Annotated in this window: 16 protein-coding genes and 3 pseudogenes; 10 read left to right on the forward strand and 9 right to left on the reverse strand. The window is 41.6% G+C overall.

Annotated elements, in window-relative coordinates; translation table 11 throughout:
- Nucleotides 1-477: 477 nt before the first annotated feature.
- The 3 genes and pseudogenes from AC5YBX_RS05885 to AC5YBX_RS05895 all read left to right on the forward strand — a co-directional run.
- Nucleotides 478-735, forward strand: a complete 258-nt coding sequence (locus tag AC5YBX_RS05885) for a type II toxin-antitoxin system Phd/YefM family antitoxin (RefSeq protein WP_494524559.1) — start codon at nt 478-480, stop codon at nt 733-735.
- Nucleotides 723-1,025: a type II toxin-antitoxin system RelE/ParE family toxin gene (locus AC5YBX_RS05890; protein WP_494524560.1), complete on the forward strand. Its 303-nt coding sequence runs from the start codon at nt 723-725 to the stop codon at nt 1,023-1,025. The genes AC5YBX_RS05885 and AC5YBX_RS05890 overlap by 13 nt, the downstream gene beginning before the upstream one ends.
- Before the next feature lie 116 nt (nt 1,026-1,141).
- A pseudogene (locus AC5YBX_RS05895) lies at nt 1,142-1,381 on the forward strand (transposase); the annotation flags it as partial.
- A gap of 71 nt (nt 1,382-1,452) precedes the next feature.
- On the opposite strand, the gene AC5YBX_RS05900 reads toward AC5YBX_RS05895, so the two are convergent.
- The 4 genes from AC5YBX_RS05900 to AC5YBX_RS05915 all read right to left on the reverse strand — a co-directional run bounded on the left by AC5YBX_RS05900 (nt 1,453) and on the right by AC5YBX_RS05915 (nt 3,780).
- The gene (locus AC5YBX_RS05900) at nt 1,453-2,373 is read right to left on the reverse strand and encodes a nucleotidyl transferase AbiEii/AbiGii toxin family protein (protein ID WP_494524561.1); all 921 of its coding nucleotides are present in this window, start codon (nt 2,371-2,373) and stop codon (nt 1,453-1,455) included.
- Nucleotides 2,363-2,899, reverse strand: a complete 537-nt coding sequence (gene abiEi / locus AC5YBX_RS05905; RefSeq protein WP_494524562.1) for a type IV toxin-antitoxin system AbiEi family antitoxin — start codon at nt 2,897-2,899, stop codon at nt 2,363-2,365. Before abiEi ends, AC5YBX_RS05900 begins: the two co-directional genes overlap by 11 nt.
- A gap of 167 nt (nt 2,900-3,066) precedes the next feature.
- Nucleotides 3,067-3,450, reverse strand: coding sequence for an IS3 family transposase (locus AC5YBX_RS05910; protein WP_494524563.1), 384 nt, complete (start codon nt 3,448-3,450; stop codon nt 3,067-3,069).
- A gap of 135 nt (nt 3,451-3,585) precedes the next feature.
- The gene (locus tag AC5YBX_RS05915; RefSeq protein ID WP_494524564.1) at nt 3,586-3,780 is read right to left on the reverse strand and encodes a transposase; all 195 of its coding nucleotides are present in this window, start codon (nt 3,778-3,780) and stop codon (nt 3,586-3,588) included.
- A 319-nt stretch (nt 3,781-4,099) separates the two neighbouring features.
- Between AC5YBX_RS05915 and AC5YBX_RS05920 the strand changes: the two are divergent.
- A pseudogene (locus AC5YBX_RS05920) lies at nt 4,100-4,174 on the forward strand (hypothetical protein); the annotation flags it as partial.
- Nucleotides 4,175-4,328: 154 nt separating this feature from the next.
- Here AC5YBX_RS05920 and AC5YBX_RS05925 read toward each other — a convergent pair.
- Nucleotides 4,329-5,543 carry a type II toxin-antitoxin system HipA family toxin gene (locus AC5YBX_RS05925; RefSeq protein ID WP_494524565.1) on the reverse strand — a complete coding sequence of 405 codons (1,215 nt, stop codon included), beginning with the start codon at nt 5,541-5,543 and terminating at the stop codon, nt 4,329-4,331.
- Nucleotides 5,536-5,847, reverse strand: coding sequence for a helix-turn-helix domain-containing protein (locus AC5YBX_RS05930; protein ID WP_494524566.1), 312 nt, complete (start codon nt 5,845-5,847; stop codon nt 5,536-5,538). Before AC5YBX_RS05930 ends, AC5YBX_RS05925 begins: the two co-directional genes overlap by 8 nt.
- 940 nt (nt 5,848-6,787) lie before the next feature.
- On the opposite strand from AC5YBX_RS05930, the gene rfbB reads away from it, so the two are divergent.
- From rfbB to rfbC, 4 genes are read left to right on the forward strand one after another with little or no spacing between them, the layout of a single operon-like run.
- Nucleotides 6,788-7,864, forward strand: a complete 1,077-nt coding sequence (rfbB, locus tag AC5YBX_RS05935) for a dTDP-glucose 4,6-dehydratase (protein ID WP_494524567.1) — start codon at nt 6,788-6,790, stop codon at nt 7,862-7,864.
- Nucleotides 7,861-8,736 (forward strand): glucose-1-phosphate thymidylyltransferase RfbA, encoded by an 876-nt coding sequence (gene rfbA / locus AC5YBX_RS05940; RefSeq protein WP_494524568.1) that lies wholly within the window; start codon nt 7,861-7,863, stop codon nt 8,734-8,736. Before rfbB ends, rfbA begins: the two co-directional genes overlap by 4 nt.
- Nucleotides 8,737-8,744: 8 nt before the next feature.
- The gene (rfbD, locus tag AC5YBX_RS05945; protein ID WP_494524569.1) at nt 8,745-9,629 is read left to right on the forward strand and encodes a dTDP-4-dehydrorhamnose reductase; all 885 of its coding nucleotides are present in this window, start codon (nt 8,745-8,747) and stop codon (nt 9,627-9,629) included.
- 10 nt (nt 9,630-9,639) lie between these two features.
- A complete protein-coding gene (gene rfbC, locus AC5YBX_RS05950) occupies nt 9,640-10,194 on the forward strand; it encodes a dTDP-4-dehydrorhamnose 3,5-epimerase (protein WP_494524570.1) in 555 nt (184 codons plus the stop codon).
- 246 nt (nt 10,195-10,440) lie between these two features.
- Here the strand turns inward: rfbC and AC5YBX_RS05955 are convergent, their stop codons facing one another.
- Nucleotides 10,441-10,992 (reverse strand): tyrosine-type recombinase/integrase, encoded by a 552-nt coding sequence (locus tag AC5YBX_RS05955; RefSeq protein ID WP_494524571.1) that lies wholly within the window; start codon nt 10,990-10,992, stop codon nt 10,441-10,443.
- Nucleotides 10,993-11,176: 184 nt separating this feature from the next.
- On the opposite strand from AC5YBX_RS05955, the gene AC5YBX_RS05960 reads away from it, so the two are divergent.
- Nucleotides 11,177-11,509 (forward strand): YegP family protein, encoded by a 333-nt coding sequence (locus tag AC5YBX_RS05960; protein WP_494524572.1) that lies wholly within the window; start codon nt 11,177-11,179, stop codon nt 11,507-11,509.
- Between the two features lie 286 nt (nt 11,510-11,795).
- On the forward strand, nt 11,796-12,830 hold the full coding sequence (locus tag AC5YBX_RS05965; protein ID WP_494524573.1) for a glycosyltransferase: 1,035 nt from the start codon (nt 11,796-11,798) through the stop codon (nt 12,828-12,830).
- Between the two features lie 465 nt (nt 12,831-13,295).
- Here AC5YBX_RS05965 and AC5YBX_RS05970 read toward each other — a convergent pair.
- Both AC5YBX_RS05970 and AC5YBX_RS05975 read right to left on the reverse strand, forming a co-directional pair.
- Nucleotides 13,296-14,404, reverse strand: a pseudogene (locus AC5YBX_RS05970) (IS3 family transposase).
- Between the two features lie 370 nt (nt 14,405-14,774).
- Entirely contained in the window at nt 14,775-15,167 is a 393-nt protein-coding gene (locus tag AC5YBX_RS05975; protein WP_494524574.1) for a hypothetical protein, read from the reverse strand.
- Nucleotides 15,168-15,398: the final 231 nt, after the last annotated feature.

Consider the following 15,398-nt stretch of genomic DNA (forward strand, 5'->3'; position numbering starts at 1 on the left):
AAAACAATTGGGCTCAAGATTACTTACCAAGGGGAGTGAAAAATGAAGTCATAAAATTAGATATGTGGGTGGTTTTATATATAAATATCCCCTAAGTTTTGGCTACTCCGAACAAAACAACCGAACAGTGTTCGCGAACACTGTTCGGCAAAAATAAATTTTACTAAGCCATTGATATATAAGAGTTCAGTGTTTTTGCTTGCCGAACAAATGACGATTTTGTTCGGCGATATTTTGTACAGCACCTTAAAGTTGAGGACTGAAGTCAAACGATTAAAGCATTGCTCTTTAGTGACTACTCACCGCCCTATCAGGCGATGCTTCTGACTTTGATGTGGCATCGGCCAAGTCCAACAAGCGATTTATGCCCTGCAAACAGCGCAGCGCATAAATACTAAGACGTAAGCCGTCTTGAAGCTTGCTATACTCAAAGTGATACAATAGTATCACTTTGAGTATTCCTTTGGAGCATCTCTAATGAAAGTAGAACTAGTTACATCACTCAAACGCCAAGCGACTAAGATCCTTGCCGATCTCCACGACACGAAAGAACCAGTGTTAATTACTGAACACGGTAAGCCATCTGCATATCTGGTTGATGTTGATGATTACGAGTTTATGCAAAATCGTTTGGTGATTCTGGAGGGGATTGCACGAGGTGAGCGCGCACTAGCTGATGGTAAAGTGATGAGTCACGATGAAGCCAAGGACAAAATGTCAAAATGGTTGAAATAATCTGGACTGAGCCCGCGCTATCTGACCTCAACGATATTGCTGAATACATCGCGCTTGAAAATGTTGTAGCAGCAAAGCAATTGGTCCAAACGGTTTTCTCTAAAGTTGAACGTCTTGAAGCTTTCCCTGGATCGGGCCGTATTCCGCCCGAATTAAAACATTTAAGTTATCGTGAAGTTGTCGTTAATCCATGTCGTGTTTTCTATAAACAAGACTGTGACAAAGTATTTGTTCTGTTTGTTATGCGTGCTGAGCGAGATTTGCGTAAGTTCCTTTTAAGCAAGCAATAACCTTTGATAACCTCAATCACAACATAGTTGATGACTTTCAGTTTCATGTCTGTGAGAAGAGACTCATTAACTAACGCTTATCTGCGTCATAGAAGAAAATTATTTGGGGATTACCCCCTCAGGACATTCGTAAGGCTATCAACACTATCAATGCCATTGAATCATTAAATAGCGTGCTTAGGAGAGCGCTGAAAAAACGTAAGGTGTTTCCTAATGATGACTCGGCCAAGAAAATGATTTACCTTGCCATAAGAGAGGCCAGTAAAAAATGGACTATGCCCATTCGAAACTGGCGTACTGCGATGAGCCGATTTATTATTGAGTTCGAAGACAGAATTGTGAAGCATATTAACTAAATTGCAGTTACACAGAATCTGTTACACCCTCGTTTGGGTCTACAAAGTCACTGCTTTGTGGACCCAATTTTTTACATTCTAAATTCATTATTAGTAACGTTGCCTAGTAATTCGTTACTCACAGTTTTAAATAGTTTCGCCAAAGTATTTTGCAGGTAAACTTGAAACTTATCCTGAGCTAGGGTTCTATCAAATACATCTGTTGGTAAGAAACGTTTCATTTCTGCAATGAACGCTTCACTAGATACAATACCAGGAAGTCGGTCTAGAAAGTTTTCCAACATTTTGTTGAAGTGCTCAAGTTTATAATCTGACACCTTGTTTTTAACTAAGTCCATATTGAGTGTCGCGCCTTGTTGCTGTAACCAAGCTAAATCCCATATATCTCGGTGGCGGACATACCTTGTAGTGGCAGGCAAGGAAATGATTTTATCCGCCATGACTTCATCCAAGCTTTCTGTCAAAATTAGTGTATCACTGTATCCATCAGGCAAAAAATCATAGTTTATTAGAAGAGGTTGGGGCTCTCTTGTATAGGCTGGAATGTTTGCCACTTCTACTTTGATTTTTTGTTTTGGCAGATCCTTTCTCTCAGGAGAAGTCACTACCGCTATTTGCCACTTATCAATGCTCAATTCAGAATATACTGGGTCTTGCTTTAGATCCTTAGGTTCTTTTACTGTCACTTCAAGCCCATATCGTTCGCCAATGTACTTTTCTATACAATGTTTCATGTCTGCCAACATTGCTGAGCAGAAATCCTTCCCGCCAGCAAAATCCAGATCTTCGCTGAAACGGTTGCCTCCATAACAAAGTCGTAACGACGTGCCACCTTGAAAAGTTAGTTTGTCTAGAAGTCCACCTTTCTCTAGCGCAAATAAAATATCGTAGTGTAAGAGCTCTTTCTCTATCACTGAACGCATATGAGATACATTTTCAACCTGCATTGCTTTATTCACCAATAGCGCGAAATTTTCTTGATCAATTTTCATATAGCCCTTCCTTGTTTACTAAATGTGTATTCCGGCCAACTCGTTTTAAGTCTCTGTATGCAGTTTGTTTTGTTGCTAATCTAAGTGGTCTGCCGACTAAAGTGGTATTCTCTATAATGTCGATTGGATCTCGTTTCGTATGTGTAAATTCAATTGTACCCAAAGGCGTTTTGAATTCACCAGAACGTCCCGTTGTCATAACAGTTAAGCGATCTACTGGAATTTGCGAAATAACACCAAAATCAGAAAGTGCAGATTCCAAGCTAATGTAGTTATATTCCCCACGTCGAATAGTTTTAGCAATTTGCTCCAACGTATCGCTGCCTTTCGACTGCGCTAAATTGTATAAGTAGACACCATTAATGATTCGGGTGAGTAAGCCATCGTCTTGCAAACGTTTAATTCCTGCACGCAATGCTCGTTCATTATCTTGATGAAAGATTTTGGCCAGATCTGAATTAGTAAAAACGCAGCGACCGCGCTTGTCATATTCTAAGAGCTTTTTAATTGCCTCAGCCTTTTTCACAATACACCTCTAGTTGTCAAGGATGACACTTAAACGTGTCATAATTGTAGACTTGATTTCATCACGATTCAAGTTTGCAAAAATGACATTAAAAAGTGTCAAATTTGTTGATTTGGGTTCTAGGTGAGCGATTAAAAGGTTTTGGTTAGTTTACGGTGTGATAAATTTTAACACCCAGAGTGTGAAAAACTGGGTTCAGCAGTCCATACGTACGTAATATCTTGAACCCACGCTTGATTGGCGCATTCAACATCGAAATCCTGTTCAAGCTCATTTTCATATATAGGCTTCTTGTGGTCGCTGTTGGTTGTTGCTTTGTACTTCTTTTTATAGCGCACCCAAACGTTTGCTTCTTTCATCAGTTGCGCTGTTTTCCTACGCCCAACAGGGTAATCAAGTGAATTCAATGCCTTTTGAACGCGCCTTTGTCCATAGGTGTTATCGCTAAACTCGGCAATATTCTTCACCCACTGCAACATCTCTTGATGCTCTGTATCAACAGGTGCCAGAGACTTTCGCTTTTGATAGCTGTAGTAATTATTGTTTTTCACACCCAACACGTGACACATTAATATCACCGGCCAGATCTTCTTATTTTGGGCAATAAACGCGTATTTTACTTCGTTTCTTTGGCAAAGAAGACCGTTGTAGATTCAACCTGTCAACGCAACACTATTTTTAATTACTTACTCAGGTGTCAGCTTGCCATTGCCTCTAAATGCATGACCATCATCATTTTCTGCTTCTTTTATCCAGCGGCCGAGTAGTTGAGGAGTCACCTCTAAATTTCTAGCGGCTTCAGCAATACTATAATTTTGCTCTCTTACAAGTGTAATGGCATCAAGCTTGAATTCTTTTGAATAGGATTTACGTGTATTCATTTGAACCTCCAGTTAAATCAATTATGTCTTAACTGGGTTAGTCGTATGAGCCTGGGCTTCTGGATATTTCTCGGTATCAGCGAGTTGTACTCTAGAGCGTGCTGATCTGACACCCCCGTAAAGCTGAGAATTCCCCGCCCCCTTAAAACGCGCATTTATTTACGATTTTATCTCGGCAAATACTGTCTCAAAGTCTGAAGATTTGACCGTTTTCAGTCTCAGGGTGGTGGGGCGGGTGCGTGTAAAGCATTGATTCAAAAGTCAAATCAAGGTTTACCTTAAACAGGCCTAATAGGCAGCACAGTTTGAGCCTTCTGCATCGGAGCACAAGCAGGCGCTGGCACTGATGGATGAACTGATCGAGCAGTACGATGATAATGGAGGGGAAAAATGAGCGCGAGTAAGGTACCAGATTTAAGGATCTTACAGCTCAAGAATAATAGAAACTCCTGCGCTAGGCAGGTATCTCTACTGTGCTTCTGTCAGTCCTAGCGCTTAAGGATAATACGTTATAGCTATGTACTACAGATAACTTCAGGTGGATGCTGTCAACGCAGTGGTATGTTTCGCAAGTGATTCTCAATTGAGTCAATTATAGATTTGTTAAGCGGCAAGTGGGCTTTTTCTTTGGCCCATATTTCATGGAAGCCTGCCACTGTTTGCTTGGCCGTATCTAACACCAATTTCTCTGGTAACATGGCTTTGGCTGCTAAGTGTGATAATTCATCCAGAGTAAATTCACTGAACTTTTTGCTACGACTCACTTTTAATGAGGCGCTATCATCAGAAATGTAAGGAACGGTCGAGACAAAGTCATAAGCAGGTGCAATTGATGCGGTGCGCTTGTCTTTATAAATCAAGGACCAGTTCTTCAAATGCATATCAGCATTACCAATTAGCGTATTGAATACCAACCTGCGGGTAAATTCGGCAATGTCTTTATCCTGGCCTTCTATGCTGATAACTTGTGCGATATTTCGCATACTGGCTCTTTTGTGTTTATCTTGAGGATATACGCCAAATACTTGCGCAAAGTCCTCAATATGTATTGCCTGCCCGTCAGAACGGTCAAAACGCTTGATCGCGAAGGCGCTATCGCCAAACTTTCCGATCCCTTCTGGGATGTTGGCTATTTGGTTAATGGGTAGCAGTTGGATCTCAGGCACATCCATTCCTAACATTCGTGCCAATTCCATCATCGAATATTCATTTTCCGGCACGCTTTCAAAACGGGATGATGGTAATTTGACAATCCATGTACCCCCTTTGCCTGTTGCTGGTATCGTCAACCCGCCATTGCTGTGTTGTACGGCTGAAAATTTTAATTGCATGCCTGCCAATGAAAAGCGCATTGGCGCTTCGTATTTAGTTTCATCTTCAAATTTTTGATGCATATTAGGCGGCAGAGCTTCACCATCAGCTGGTTCAACAGTGATCGCTCCCGCTAAATCCTGACCAAGCATCCATAATAGAAAAAATTCCCGCTCAGGGTTTACACCAGCACGTCCAGCCAGGAAATTACGCATTGTTTCTTCTGGTAGTAGGTTTGAGAAAAACGGTGTTAGCTTTGTTTGGGTGGGTTTAAAGTTAGTGAGCAAACCACCGAGTGAATCTTTAAAGTTAAGCCCTAATACAGGTCGGTATTCATCATTCACATAAGCATCCGTAAAGGCAAATAGCGTTTTGTCATTGCCAACGTTGGTGAGTGTTGCGATAGGTTCGCCGTAGAGCAATACGTTTAGGGTGGATACATTGCTACTCATCGGTGTCCCCATCTAGATAGTATGCAGGTGATGCCTGTTCATCCTTATTCTGATCACCTTTGCTACTTCGAATGATCGACTTTATAGCTGGCACCGATTTTTTAGGCGCGACAAATAGCTCTAAGTCGAGCGCGCGCGCGAGTGCAATCAAACTGGAAACCCTTAGATCAACGCCTCCCGACTCGATTTTCGAGATATGGCTTTGGGGGACACCCGAATGGGCGCTCAGCTCTCTCTGGCTAAAACCTTTACGTGCACGTGCTTCTCGAAGGCTTTCTAGTATTTGCTCTGTTACATAATGCATATTTGAAGCGTCTTTCTATATCAAAGGTTGTATATTATATATTAAAATGTATCACTGCGGTCAGGATGTGGCAAATTTGATTATCTATTACATATCAAGGGTGCTCTTTGATGTGTAATAATAGATAGTTAATGCTAAGTGTTATGCGACCAAGCCAAGAAGCGTGGAAGAGTAGTTCGCTATGTATTATTGGCTTCAGGCTTTGATCTATGAACTAATTGAACTGGCTGACAGATGTCAAACTGCGTGTTGCGTTCTGGGAAATCTGGTTTCAATGAGTAGACTAGAGCCTCTATAGCGATCTTTCTAAAAACCTAGTCTCATGCTAACGGAATCACCGATGATCTATCTTGTTCATGCCCATACCATTGCCTCAACCCATGCCTAGAGTTGACCACTTCAGTTTTGCCGCGTCGGTACGGCAACGTAAATAGTCATGATATGGCTGTAGCTTAGTAGGTCGTGGTGAACACTCGGGGTATGCAGGCTCTTTTTGTTTATCACGAAGGTACGTGCGAATAGTGCCTCCTAGAAACTCCCAACGTCTTCGAAATTAGGCGGATGCTGAGACCTTGTTGATGTAAAATGTGTATTTCCACTGTTGCTCCTGATTGAGCATGATCCGCCGTTTTGTTTGAAGTTACGAACGGATAGTTTGCCTCAGGTGGGGCAATTTTAAATCGGCGCTGACATGCTCAAGGCCTTTTGTTTTTATAAGCTAATAATATTATGGTCTACCACTGTTTAGATGCTGAATTCCTCAGCAGGTAACTGAGTTTGTTGTTATTGAGCCGTACACAAAACTGTCTATCGATGCGAGAATAGTCAGAATTGTTCAAATGTTTCGATTCATAATACTTCTATTGATGTAAATCTCGTTAGATCATTGATACTGATTTAAGTAAAGCTTTGCCTTAATAGGCAGTAAGGAAGTACGTAAATGAAATTTTTAATTACTGGGGGGGCAGGTTTTATTGGCTCTGCAGTTATTCGACATATTTTAAAAAATACTGATAACTCAGTAGTTAATGTCGACTGTTTAACTTATGCTGGTAATTTAGAATCCCTAAGTGATATTGAACAAGATGAGCGTTATGCATTTGAACTCGTTGATATTTGTGATCGCGCCGAGCTTGAACGAGTTTTTACCGAACATAAGCCGGATGCAGTTATGCACCTCGCGGCTGAATCTCATGTTGATCGCTCAATCACAGGGCCTGCTGCTTTTATTCAGACCAATATTGTCGGTACCTTTACTTTGCTCGAAGTAGCACGAGCATATTGGCAACAGTTACCAGATACGGCCAAGCAAGTTTTCCGTTTTCATCATATCTCGACCGACGAAGTCTATGGCGATCTAGAGGGCACTGATGACTTATTTATCGAAACCACGCCTTATCAACCTTCAAGTCCTTATTCAGCGTCTAAAGCCTCTAGCGACCACCTTGTACGTGCTTGGACAAGAACCTATGGTTTTCCGGCGATTGTGACTAATTGTTCTAATAATTATGGTCCTTATCATTTTCCTGAAAAACTCATCCCATTGATGATCCTCAATGCCTTAGAGGGCAAGCCGTTACCGGTTTATGGTGATGGTATGCAAATTCGAGATTGGCTCTATGTCGAAGACCATGCTCGTGCACTCTATAAAGTGGTTACAGAGGGGGTTGTGGGTGAAACCTATAATATTGGCGGTCACAATGAGAAGGCCAATATTGAGGTGGTTAATACCATTTGCAGTTTACTTGAAGAGTTAGTCCCCCATAAGCCTCAAGGTGTAGCTTTGTATGCTGATTTAATTACTAAGGTCGCAGACCGTCCAGGCCATGATGTTCGCTATGCTATAGACGCGTTGAAGATCGAACGCGAGCTTGGCTGGACACCGCAAGAGACGTTTGAGTCGGGCATGCGTAAAACCGTTGAGTGGTATTTAGCCAATAAACAATGGTGGTCGCGAGTGCTAGACGGCTCATATTCGGGTGAGTGTTTGGGGTCGTTAACAGGAGCGGTTAAATGAAAGGCATAGTATTAGCCGGTGGTTCAGGCACGCGTTTATATCCACTGACGCGTGGCGTCTCTAAACAATTACTGCCCATTTATGATAAACCCATGGTGTTTTATCCTATTTCAATCCTCATGTTGGCCGGTATTCGCGAGATATTAATCATCTCGACACCAGAAGATTGTGATAGCTTTAAGCGCTTATTGGGTGATGGGGCTGACTTTGGCGTCCAGTTTGAGTATGCCGTACAACCTAGCCCTGATGGACTGGCGCAAGCGTTTATCATAGGTGAAGACTTTATTGGCGATGACTCGGTGTGTTTAGTGTTAGGTGACAATGTTTTCTATGGACAGTCCTTTTCTAAAACGTTGCAGAGTGCGGCAAAACGTGACGTTGGAGCCACAGTATTTGGCTATCAAGTGAAAGATCCTGAGCGCTTTGGGGTGGTTGAGTTTGATGATGAGATGAAAGCGGTGTCGATTGAAGAAAAGCCCCTTAACCCCAAATCTAACTATGTGGTGACAGGCCTGTATTTCTTTGATAATCGCGTGATCGATATGGCAAAACAGCTTATCCCCTCTAAGCGCGGAGAACTTGAAATTACCGCTATCAATGAGATGTACCTTAACGATGGCTCACTCAATGTTGAGTTACTCGGGCGTGGATTTGCTTGGCTTGATACCGGGACTCACGAAAGCCTGCATGAAGCCTCTTCCTTTGTGCAAACCATTGAGAATGTGCAAGGGCTTAAAGTGGCGTGTTTAGAAGAGATAGCTTGGCGTAATGGCTGGTTGACGAGTGAGCAGGTGTTAAACATTGCTAAGCCTATGATGAAAAACGAATATGGCCAATATCTTACTCGTCTTGTTACAGAGAAAAACAGGTAGTTTTATAGATGAAAATACTGGTTACAGGCTGTAATGGCCAAGTCGGTCGCAGTTTAACAAGGTTGCTTGCTCAACGTGACGATGTGGTGGTGATTGCCGCCGACAGAGATACCTTAAATATTACTGATAACAGCGCGGTAGAGGCGTTTGTATTGGCTAATGTCCCCGATATTATTATTAATGCCGCAGCGCACACCGCAGTCGATAAAGCGGAAGATGAGGTTGAGTTAGCGTTTGCCATCAATAGTGATGGCCCTAAGTTTTTAGCGTTAGCTGCACAACAGATAGGTGCGGCGTTATTGCATATTTCCACCGATTATGTGTTTGCTGGTGATAAACAGGGGCTTTATCAAGAAAGTGACTGCTCAGCCCCGCAAAGTGTTTATGGCAAGAGTAAACTTGCTGGCGAGCGTGCCGTCATGCAGTTGTGTGATAAACATATCATTATGAGAACCGCTTGGGTGTTTAGCGAGCATGGTAATAACTTTGTCAAAACCATGCTTCGCCTAGCCGACATGCGCGACAGTTTGAGGATAGTGGGCGATCAGTTTGGCGGCCCAACGTATGCCGGCGATATCGCCAGTGCCCTGATCATCATCGCCGATGCGATTGCTACGCAAGAGCAGGTTGAATATGGTGTTTATCATTATTCAGGTTTACCGCATGTGAGTTGGTATGAGTTTGCCGACGCTATATTTGATATTGCGGTTAATGAGTCGGTTATCTCTAACAAGCCCAACTTAACTTCTATCCCCACTCAAGAATACCTCACACCGGCTAAGCGCCCAGCCAATTCAATGTTAGATACGGCTAAAATTGCCCAGCACTTCGGTATCGAGGCGAGCGACTGGAAACAGGCGCTTAATACCAATATACACGCATATAAAGGTTGATAGTTACGTTATGAAGGTTATTGATACAGCGATCCCAGATGTAAAAATTATTGAGCCGACGGTATTTGGTGATGAACGTGGTTTCTTTATGGAAACTTGGCATCAACAGAAATTTGAGCAGCTAGTCACAGGTCAACCTACCACTTTTGTGCAAGATAACCATTCTAAATCTAAAAAAGGGATTTTGCGTGGTCTGCATTACCAAACTGAAAATACTCAAGGAAAGTTAGTACGTGTCGTATCAGGTGAGGTGTTCGATGTCGCGGTTGATATTCGTAAAGGTTCACCAACGTTTGGCCAATGGGTAGGTGAATATCTATCCGCCGACAACAAACGTCAACATTGGGTGCCAGAAGGGTTTGCCCATGGCTTTTATGTCACCAGTGACAAGGCGGAGTTTGTCTATAAATGCACTAACTTCTATCATCCTGAGAGTGAAATTTCGATCGCCTGGAATGATGCTGACATTGGCATAGCGTGGCCTATGAGTGCTGAATCACCCATACTCTCGAGTAAAGATTCAACGGCAATGAGCCTACAAGCATACACCAAAGCGCATTGTTAGTGGGGCTGTAAAATTGATGGTATGTATTGACTTTGGCGACTAGGTAATAGGTATAGCATTCATCGTAGTTAATCGTTTTAAGTTAAGCTTTAGGAAGGGGGTCTGGTAACCGCCCCCCCCCCCCCCCCGAAAGCTCAATTTTGAAGTCTAGCGTATCAATACAATGGTTGACGTTAAATCTACTGTTATGGGTTTCGTTTTTCCTTTGCTAATGAATTAAGTATTAACCGAGCCCTTTGCTTATCATTAGTGAGTCAAATGATAAGCCATCAAGACGTGAAGTATTTGCGACATAGGGGGCATATGCTTCAGATAGCAATCTGGTATAGCTGTGAACTTGCATTTGCAAGATATAAAGTGGGTTTTAATGGGCTGTAATATGCAGCACTGCTGCTGTGTGGCGTGTTTCATAAGGTCGGCGCTGTTTGAGCCCGCCTGTCTAAGAGTCGGGTACCATAATTTTCGACTGACATAATGCGTCTCAAGCGGTGAGCCAGAGGGACCAGTAAAGACAAAGTCACTATTTGGCGTTCTTGTGGCTTCTATTCGCTGAAATGCGTTATAGACGGTGTCGAACATTTTTATTTCACGACGGGATTTCGGCGTTTTTATATCACATATCTGACCACTGACCCCGTTTTGACGAATGCGGATCAAGCGATGGCCAAAATCAATATGTTCCCATTCAAGGCCATGTACTTCACAATTGCGCATACCGGTCCAAATACGGATGATAAAGTAGTCCTTCCATTGTGTTAGTACATTTCGCAAGAAGAGACGCACTTCATCAATCGTCATAGGGGTGATTCTGCTTTCTCTTCCTCGGGGGACAAATTCCTCACATGGAAATTTGGTAATTTTCTGATAGGCTTAATTTTATGCCTGTAATCATGGTCTGCATTACTTAAGTTTATCATAATGTAAATATACAGTTGAAACTGCACAAATCCGTGACAACTTAGAGACAACAAAGGAGAGTGAAATGTCTGGTAAATTTGAAATTTATAAGGATACAGCGAATGAATATCGCTTTAGGTTAAAGGCATCTAACGGTCAGAATATTCTAGCGAGTGAGGGGTATTCAGATAAAGCAGGTTGTAAAAATGGAATTGAATCTGTCAAAAAGAATGCCAGCGATGATTCTCGTTACGAACGTAAACAGTCTTCATCAGGGAAGTATATGTTTAATTTGAAGGCTGGTAATCATCAAATTATCGGTACATCTCAACAATATGAATCGGATCAGTCTCGTGAAAAAGGTATTGATTCGGTGAAAAATAATGCCCCCTCAGCTGAAGTTATTGACCTCTCATAGACTTATAGGGTAGTTAGGAATGATAACCTTTAACTACCCTGAATGCCTCAAAGACAAAGTATTTTCGAATTCAGATAATAAAACAATCGAGAATTACGTTATAATTATATTCAATAAAATTACATCAGATCACATCACGAGCATGTTACGGTTGATGGTATTAAAGATTCTCTCTTGTTGTTGCTTTGTTTTGCGCGGACCGCGTTAACTGTGAATGGGTTGTTGTCTAAGCTCAATTGCTGGTTGTCAACCCTGTTATTAATCATTTCCTGGTTATTTATTCGATATGAAGTATATATTTGTAGTAAGACATATTTCTCCCGGCGGAGTTGAAATGGCAACGTTAATATTAGCGAAAGAGTTAGTTGCTAGAGGTAACGAGGTTGAAGTTTGGAATTTAGGTAACCAATCAGAAACTGATTTTGAGTATTGGTCTTCATGGGTAAGTGTAAAGAAGATTAATAAGTTTAATTTGTTGTTTCATAGAGCTCCTCTTGTTAAGCAGGAGGTTATGATCCTTGTTAATAATGCAGCAAGTCGTTATGCTCCCTCAAAGGGAATTGTTTCTATTATTCATGGTGATGCTTTATATAGATTTAAGCGTACTCAATCTATAATAAGTAAGTGTAAGGAGCTTGTTAGGTTAAGGTTGTCTCTTGGTGATAGAAAAGTTGTTTTTATTTCTAAAAAGCTTTGCGATGAGATGACTGCATTCGTTAAAAACCCAATAAAATATATACCAAATCCTTTTGAATGTGATGTCATTCAGGCTAAAGCAAATGAGCCTTTAAATATTAGCGTACCAGAAAACTTTATTTTACATGTTGGACGAATTGCGCCAGAGAAACGTCAGGATTTGCTGTTAAGCACTTATATTGATAATGAAGTATTACATCATTTAGCTGAGTTAGTTTTTATAGGAACAGAGCCTAAGCAAAATGGCCCAATTATGCAGAAACTGCATAGGCTAGTATTACAATGTGATATCTCCCATCAAATTCACTTTTTAGGTGAGCTTAAAAACCCATGGAATATCATGCAGACGGCAAAATGCTTGGTATTATGCTCGGAGTTTGAATCTATGGGATATGTTTTGCTTGAGGCTATGGCACTTGGGATACCTATCGTAGCAACGGAGGCCGTAGGCCCACTAGAAGTCCTAGGGGAAGACTTCGCCGGGATAGTTAAAGAGGGAGAAGATCTTGGGCTTAGGATTGAAGAGGCACTCCTTTATCCCGAAAAATTTATTAAAGCATTACCTCCTAAATATAATAAATCTGATGTTGCTGAGCAATTTGAAAGCTTTATTAAGTCGCTGTAAGGTAAAGCTCCCATTGACGTTGAACAAACCGTAGCCATGAATCCCAATTTGACGATCGATGAACTTAACGCAGTGATGCAACATAGGATGGAAGAGTATAATAATCGTCCTAATTCTGACTTCTGCGGCTTATCGCCTACGAAAATGGGCAATTGGTTACATGCCCCATTTAACGAGTTTGGTTGGGTGACTCCATACACTTGATGATCTATTTTCCAGCCCAATGATGCGCTATTTAGGCTTGATTTTGGACGAAGCGATGCAAAATGACGGCTCGTTTAAGTCCACCAGTAAAGGAAATTTACCGGTAAAATTGATCAAACAGGCATGCGATTTATTGCCTGAATTTGCTATAAAAAAATATTCTACACAATTTTGAAGCAAGTATGAACCGCAAGAGAAAACGGTCATGAGAGCGCTGTTTCCGAGAGCTTTTTCTCACTCCTAAAGGTAATCCCCCCATTTTTAATGGAGTTCAGAAGTAGACTTGTTAATTTGGGCTAAACGCTGCATGGGGGTTATTCCTCCCAATGCCATGTTTGGTCGTTCATTGTTATAAACCCAAAGCCATTCAGTTGCAAAGTTTTGTAGCTCGGCCACAGAGTCAAACAGGTAATGACATAGCCAATCATAACGTACAGTTCTATTGTAGCGTTCGATATAGGCGTTTTGCTGAGGGTTGCCTGGTTGGATATAGCAAAGCGCTATTTGATGCTTCTCAGCCTAAGCTACAAGTAAACTGCTGATATACTCAGGCCCATTATCACACCGTATAGACTTCGGTTTTCCACGCCACTCAATGATCTGCTCAAGTGTTCTTTGCACACGGATTGCTGGCAAAGAAAAATCCACTTCGATAGCTAACCCTTCTCGATTAAAGTCATCGATCACATTAAATAATCTGACTGAACGGCCGTCTGCAAGTTGATCATGCATAAAGTCCATTGACCAACATTCGTTGGCTTTTTCAGGTACCGCTAGTGGCTGTGGTTTTTCACGAACCAATCGCTTCTTAGGTTTGATACGAAGGTTTAACTCAAGCTCACGATAAATTCGATAAACACGTTTATGGTTCCAACCAAAGCCTTTGACGTTACGTAGATGAAGAAAGCATGGGCCAAAACCCCAGTTACGTTGGTTGTTCGTCAATCGAATTAGCCAGTCAGCTATGACAGCGTTTTCGTCTGAGTTTTTAGGCTGATAGCGATAGCAACTTTCGCTGACGTGGAAGGTGCTACAGGCCAAACGGATACTCACTTCCCTAGAGCTTACGGCGTTCCTTGCCATCTCGCACCGCAGAGACGGCTTTACCACTTTTTTGCCATGGCTTCCTGGATCAGCTCGGCTTTGAGTCGCTCTTCTGCATACATCTTTTTAAGGCGACGGTTTTCATCTTCTAGCTCTTTAAGTCGTCCCATTAACGAGGCGTCCATACCGCCATATTTGGAGCGCCATTTGTAAAAAGAGGCGCTGCTCATACCGTGCTCACGGCAAAGCTCTGGAACAGGTGAGCCTGCATCAGCTTGCTTAAGAATTGATAGTATTTGGCTGTCGCTAAATCTTGATTTTTTCATTGAGAATCTCCTAGTTACAGATTACGAGAAAATTCTACTTATGAACACCGTGGTTTTTCGGGGGGGATTACCGGTGGTGTGATCCAGACTTCTTATTATTTCTAGCCGAGACGTGATGTGTCAAATTGTATTAGCGTTGTGCCAGTGTTGATTTGACGACAAAAATCCAGAGTACGGGTTTGTCAAAAAGCCAAGATTTCGATCTTGACTTTTTGTCTATCAGCAGTGTATGTGTTTCAAACGGCTTTGATTCTGAAGATCGTGTGTAGCAAGTGAAATATAATAAGACGTGAATACGCCTTATTAAAAACAATGACAAGATCAGTAGCTAGCTCCTTGTTAAGTATGAGGAGATTGCCCCGGTGCCACTTTAGCCTGAGTTGCGGTTAAATAAGAGGGACGCATTAACTCGTACAGGGATTTTTGTGAAGTTTTCTACGGTTGCGGTAAACTGATAAGCTTCAAATTGTGCAATGACAGAATTTGGCTCTCTATTGAAACCATTAATCTCAAGATTAGTCATGTTACCTTGACGATCAATATCAAATTGGATATCAATTTTTTGTGAGTTGGAGGATTGCTGAATGATCAAGTCCCAATTTATCACCTTGTCTTTTATGACCCAATATTGACTCAACTCTGAGGCCGTAACCGTAACCATTTGTGTTTGTGGGGTTTGGCAGCCACTTAGGCACCCTGCGACGAGCAATAGTGCAGTCTTGAGTAGAAAAGACCTATTTCTTCCATAAAATATCGTTTTCATACTGTTAATATTTTGTTTTTTTTAAGTTTATTTTAGTGGACTATAACAACTTAATTGTGGAAAGTTAACAGATAACTCAGAATGAAAGTCAAAAAGTTGACCAGTGACATTTTTTGGTTGGTAAAGGGGGCCTTTATCAATACTTTAGTTGTAAGTTATTGTTGATTAACTAATTTAGGTGTTTGTTGATGTGTTACATTTTTATATGATTAAACACATCCATCTAGTGGT

The organism is Shewanella sp. 492 (assembly GCF_059338445.1).

Bases quoted from the DNA above. Each gene is read 5' to 3' on its own strand.
- AC5YBX_RS05885 (WP_494524559.1), top strand. From the start codon at position 478: ATGAAAGTAGAACTAGTTACATCACTCAAACGCCAAGCGACTAAGATC.
- AC5YBX_RS05890 (WP_494524560.1), top strand. From the start codon at position 723: ATGGTTGAAATAATCTGGACTGAGCCCGCGCTATCTGACCTCAACGAT.
- AC5YBX_RS05900 (WP_494524561.1), bottom strand. From the start codon at position 2,373: ATGAAAATTGATCAAGAAAATTTCGCGCTATTGGTGAATAAAGCAATG.
- AC5YBX_RS05915 (WP_494524564.1), bottom strand. From the start codon at position 3,780: ATGAATACACGTAAATCCTATTCAAAAGAATTCAAGCTTGATGCCATT.
- AC5YBX_RS05925 (WP_494524565.1), bottom strand. From the start codon at position 5,543: ATGAGTAGCAATGTATCCACCCTAAACGTATTGCTCTACGGCGAACCT.
- AC5YBX_RS05930 (WP_494524566.1), bottom strand. From the start codon at position 5,847: ATGCATTATGTAACAGAGCAAATACTAGAAAGCCTTCGAGAAGCACGT.
- rfbB (WP_494524567.1), top strand. From the start codon at position 6,788: ATGAAATTTTTAATTACTGGGGGGGCAGGTTTTATTGGCTCTGCAGTT.
- rfbA (WP_494524568.1), top strand. From the start codon at position 7,861: ATGAAAGGCATAGTATTAGCCGGTGGTTCAGGCACGCGTTTATATCCA.
- rfbD (WP_494524569.1), top strand. From the start codon at position 8,745: ATGAAAATACTGGTTACAGGCTGTAATGGCCAAGTCGGTCGCAGTTTA.
- rfbC (WP_494524570.1), top strand. From the start codon at position 9,640: ATGAAGGTTATTGATACAGCGATCCCAGATGTAAAAATTATTGAGCCG.
- AC5YBX_RS05955 (WP_494524571.1), bottom strand. From the start codon at position 10,992: ATGACGATTGATGAAGTGCGTCTCTTCTTGCGAAATGTACTAACACAA.
- AC5YBX_RS05960 (WP_494524572.1), top strand. From the start codon at position 11,177: ATGTCTGGTAAATTTGAAATTTATAAGGATACAGCGAATGAATATCGC.
- AC5YBX_RS05965 (WP_494524573.1), top strand. From the start codon at position 11,796: ATGAAGTATATATTTGTAGTAAGACATATTTCTCCCGGCGGAGTTGAA.
- AC5YBX_RS05975 (WP_494524574.1), bottom strand. From the start codon at position 15,167: ATGAAAACGATATTTTATGGAAGAAATAGGTCTTTTCTACTCAAGACT.